We start from the raw sequence: 4432 nt of genomic DNA on the forward strand, positions 1-4432 counted from the left end.
CTAACCGGCGGCCCGGAACGACCTGTCGTGGCCCGACGAGGGCCGAGAAGGGATGTTTGCAGACGAGATCCGCCGCGCCATCGAGGCGGCCAGCCGAATCGCCCTGCCTCAGGTGACGGCGCAGCTCTGGCGCGCGTTCGGAGATGGACACATCACCGAGGCCGAGGCCGAAAGCCTCTCCGCCTTGATCGAGGCACGCACGCGGACTGGGAAGGCAACCCGCATTGGGCAGCCACCGAGCCTGACAGAGCCGCCAGCGCCCGGGACTGCGGATATCCCTCAGGCCCTTCCAGGAAGCGCAAGGCGGTCGGTGGGCTCACGCCCGCGCACGAATGCGTCGATGGAACGCCGTCGCCGCTGGGCCGCCTCAGGTCGGCTGCCACCGGGGTTGGCGGCCCGGTTCACCCTGGCCGAGCAGGCGGTGCTGGCGCTGGTGGCGGCCGAGACCGCCCGCCGGGGTGATTGCCGCCTCGCCGTCGGCCACCTCGCGGCGATCGCCGGCGTGGCCGAGACCACCGTGCGCAACGCCGTCCGCGAGGCGACCAAGCTCGGGCTGGTCACCGTCGAGGAACGGCGCATCACTGGCTTCCGCAACGACACCAACATCGTCCGCATCGTCGCGCCCGAGTGGACAGCCTGGCTGCGCCTCGCCCGCAAGACCCATCCCGCGCATCTGCCCCAGCAGGCCGCTGGTGCCGAGGGGGGAGGGTGCAAATCCGCAAAGCGCACGCATACTCAGGTTCTAATCCCGTTAGATTCGAGGATAACCCAACCGTCAAAAAGCTGCCGGAGGGCAGCGGGCGACCTCGATCGTGCGACACCTTCGAGAATCCGGCAGGGTGGTGGGAAGGCCAGAGCCATGCGCTGAGGGTCTGAGCCCGGACGGTCTGACGAACGCCCTTCCACCATCACAGCACCATCGGCTCGCCGGCACACAGCCGGCCGATCACCTGCGACCACGCGAATCCGCCGACACGCGGACGCGCGTCGACACGGGTGTGTGGCTCGACGCGCCGATCCCGATTCCGGAGCGGTACCATGCGCCATCCCAGGAGCGATGACCTGCCGGCCCTGCTCCTCGCCCTGGCTACGGAGAATGCTGAGCTGCGCGTGCGGCTCGGCGATGCCCAGGATCTGCTGATGGAAACCGCCATCGACGCCGGACACCTGCACGCCCACTGGAGTTGACCCGGTCTCGTGGAGCCCTTCAGACTTTCCGCACGAGGTGCGCTCCATGCCTCATACACGCCCGCCCTACGCCCCCGAGTTCCGCCGCCAGATGGTCGAATTGGTCCGTGCCGGACGCGACCCGGCCGATCTCGCCCGCGAGTTCGAGCCCTCCGCCCAGGCCATCCGCAACTGGGTCGCTCAAGCCGACCTCGGTGAGAGCCGTGGCGCCTCCAAGAATGACGTCCTGACGCTCGCCGAGCGGGAGGAACTGGCCCGTCTACGCCGCGAGGTGCGGCAGCTTCGGATGGAGCGCGACATCCTCTCAAAAGCCGCGGCCTGGTTCGCACGGGAGAGCGGCACGGTGCCGTCGGGCTCTTCCAGTTCATGAGCGCGAACCAGGCCGTCTTCCCCATTGCGGCCATGGCACGCGTGCTCGGCGTGTCGGAGGCCGGCTATCACGCTTGGCGGCAGCGCGCGCCCTCCGTCCGTGCCGTGGCGGATGCCGCGTTGTTGAAGCAGATCCGCACCGCTCACGCTGGGTCGGGCGAGATTTACGGTGCGCCGCGCGTGCACGCTACGCTGGCAGCACAGGGCGCACGACACGGACGCAAGCGCATTGCGCGGCTGATGCGCGAGGCGGGCCTTGTCGGCGTCAGCCGCCGGCGCGGAGGCGTCGTGACCACTCGACGCGACCGGGAGGCTCGCCCCGCGCCCGATCTCGTGGATCGCAACTTCTCGGCCAAGGCCCCCAACCAGCTCTGGGTAGGTGACATTACCTTCGTGCCGACCGCCTCGGGCTTCCTCTACCTCGCCGTGGTGGTCGACGCCTGGAGCCGGCGCGTCGTGGGCTGGTCGATGGCCAGCCACCTGCGGACCGAACTCGTGCTCGACGCACTGGAGATGGCCATCATGCAGCGCCGGCCGCGCGATGTGATCCACCACTCCGACCAGGGATCGCAATACACGTCGCTGGCCTTCGGCGGTCGCTGCCGCGAAGCGGGCGTGCGGCCCTCCATGGGCTCGGTGGGCGACGCTTACGACAACGCAATGTGCGAGAGCTTCTTCGCGACGCTGGAGTGTGAGTTGCTCGACCGCCGGCGCTTCGCCTCTCAGGCGCAGGCCCGCATGGCCGTGTTCACCTTCATCGAGGGCTTCTACAATCCCGTGCGCCTGCACTCCGCGCTCGGTTATCGCTCACCCATCCGCTACGAACAGGAGATGCTCGCCGACCCTTGATCCGCAAGCGTTCCACCGCTCCACCAAAACGGGTCAACTCCACACATCGAGGCCGTGCAGATTGAGCGCGACGCTTGGCACGCCCAGGCCGAGCAGCTGCAAACCCGCCTCCCACGGGTGGGCTGATCGGCGACAAGCCGAGCTTGGCCTGGTACACCGCGGCCTCTTCCCGCCAGGTGCTCGAGGCGTTCGCGACACCGCACGGCATCGCGGCGGGCAAGCGCGCGACGACAGGCGATCAAGGGCCAGTTCCCCTCGGTTCGCCCGTGACGCCTCGGCCGGGCGGTCGCGTGAGGGTCGGCGCCGCGGTGGAACTGGTCACCGCACGCGCCGGCTCACGGCCCGCTCGCACGCTCGATTGAACCCGCGCGGCACGTCCTTGGCATAGGGGCCAGACCCGCCGCCAAGGCAGCCGGGCTCATGACGCACGTCAACCTCGATCAGCGCGCTGGACCTCACCCTCTGGCCCAGCGATGTCCCCATTCGCGTTCCGCCGGTGTGTTGAAGCGGCTTATGTGCTCGGGGTCCCCGGGTTGTGGTTCGGGCTTGAGCGCGGACTTGCGCGGCTGTGGTCGTCGGACCTGAGGCGAGCCGGGGTTGGGCTTACCGGATCCGCGGCCTTCTCCTTGTCGGGGTGATGCTGCCAGCCTTGAGAGGCGCTGTGTGGGACGGCTCGAGGTGTGGATTATGTCCTGCTATCTCCCGTCCTTCTCGTTGCGCTTCCTGGGTCAGCTTAGTGACGGCTTGCGTCCCCGACCGTGCTGAGCCTGGTTGTCGGATGCGGGCTCTCGTTGTCAGCACACACCACGCACCTCCGGAGGGCCATTCGCGGCCAGAGTTCGGAAAATAGATTACAATACAGCCACTTAGTCAGGCCAGAGATGGAGTTGTCGCCGGTTTCAAGCCGACGACCGGACGCGTGAGGATCGAAGCGATAACGATGCCGATATGAGGTGATCAGGGGCGCGACAACGGTCCGATATGCCCCACACACGATCTGCCTCGACGCACGGGCATAGGCGTGACAGCCGCGCCGTATACCGAACGCAAGAGGTTGTGATGCCGGGAACAGCTCGGCCATAGTCCGGGGCATAGAGCAACACGACGACGGGCAGAACGCTGGCGCGATGCGCGCCGATCGTCCGATATGCTCGAGGCAAGACCGGCAGAGCCCGAACACGAATGGAAGGCAAACCGGAGCTAAGTCGATCGACACACGGGGGACGACCCGACTCGAGGTCCGAAGTGGCTGGGCGCCTCACACCGTTCGAGGAGGAAGGGGAAGGTGGACCCATCGGGTGATGTGGGCTGATTTTTTGCCGGTCGTGCCGGCGCCCAGATCCTGGGCTGTGCCAATAGGGTGAGGCGATGATGGCGGCACGGGTGTGCCGGTGTTTTTGCCGGTTCGGCTCGATCGGATGGAGCACCACTGCTTCCCGCACCTTCAGTGCGTGTGGTGTGATACCCTTCCTTCTGCCGTCCCGCTACCGTGCCGCTACCGCCTCTTGCTGGACCCAACCGTGCCCTGGCCTTCACCGACGTGCGACATCGCCGTTCAGGCCGAGACCGGATCCGGCGAGGCCGCCACCCATCCGACGCGCCGTCCAGCGCAGCGGCGGGGAAGCTGCGGCCACGCCGAGCCACTGAAGGCCTCAGGGTGCCAGTCCTTGCCAGTGCGTTTGCCAGCGGTCTGCCATGAGTTGGGGGTATCACACCACACGCACTGAAGCGTCTTCGACCCCGTAGGGCTCCCGAGGAACCCAGCTGCGCGGACGGCGTCGATCGAGTTCGACCTGCGGCTTTCGACAATCGTTCAGGCCGCTCCACGGATCGATATCCGCAAACGAAAAGGGCCGGCCTTGAGACCGGCCCCGCGTCCCAATTGGAACGATCCGCCTCACTCGGCCGCGGTCATCTCGGCGGTGTAGTGGCCGCACCAGTCCTGGGCGGCGACCACGGGCCAGAGGCCCTTCGACTCGGGCGCGGGCTGGCTGACCGGCGGGTTGAAGCGGCACAGGCCGGCATC

At 67.7% G+C, this 4432-nt stretch carries 3 protein-coding genes; all 3 read left to right on the plus strand.

What is annotated here, in order from left to right; genetic code table 11:
- The first annotated feature begins 52 nt into the window (after positions 1-52).
- The 3 genes from ACTJK8_RS29250 to ACTJK8_RS29260 all read left to right on the plus strand — a co-directional run bounded on the left by ACTJK8_RS29250 (position 53) and on the right by ACTJK8_RS29260 (position 2406).
- Positions 53-868, plus strand: coding sequence for a helix-turn-helix domain-containing protein (locus ACTJK8_RS29250; RefSeq protein ID WP_440762970.1), 816 nt, complete (start codon positions 53-55; stop codon positions 866-868).
- A gap of 170 nt (positions 869-1038) precedes the next feature.
- Positions 1039-1188, plus strand: a complete 150-nt coding sequence (locus tag ACTJK8_RS29255; protein ID WP_440762971.1) for a hypothetical protein — start codon at positions 1039-1041, stop codon at positions 1186-1188.
- Positions 1189-1234: 46 nt separating this feature from the next.
- A protein-coding gene (locus ACTJK8_RS29260) for an IS3 family transposase (protein ID WP_440762972.1) occupies positions 1235-2406 on the plus strand; the annotation gives its coding sequence in 2 pieces (ribosomal slippage) (positions 1235-1502 and positions 1502-2406; 1173 coding nt in all).
- Positions 2407-4432 lie beyond the last annotated feature (2026 nt).

Source organism: Methylobacterium sp. 22177 (genome assembly GCF_052045615.1).
In the GTDB taxonomy this organism is placed as follows: domain Bacteria; phylum Pseudomonadota; class Alphaproteobacteria; order Rhizobiales; family Beijerinckiaceae; genus Methylobacterium; species Methylobacterium radiotolerans.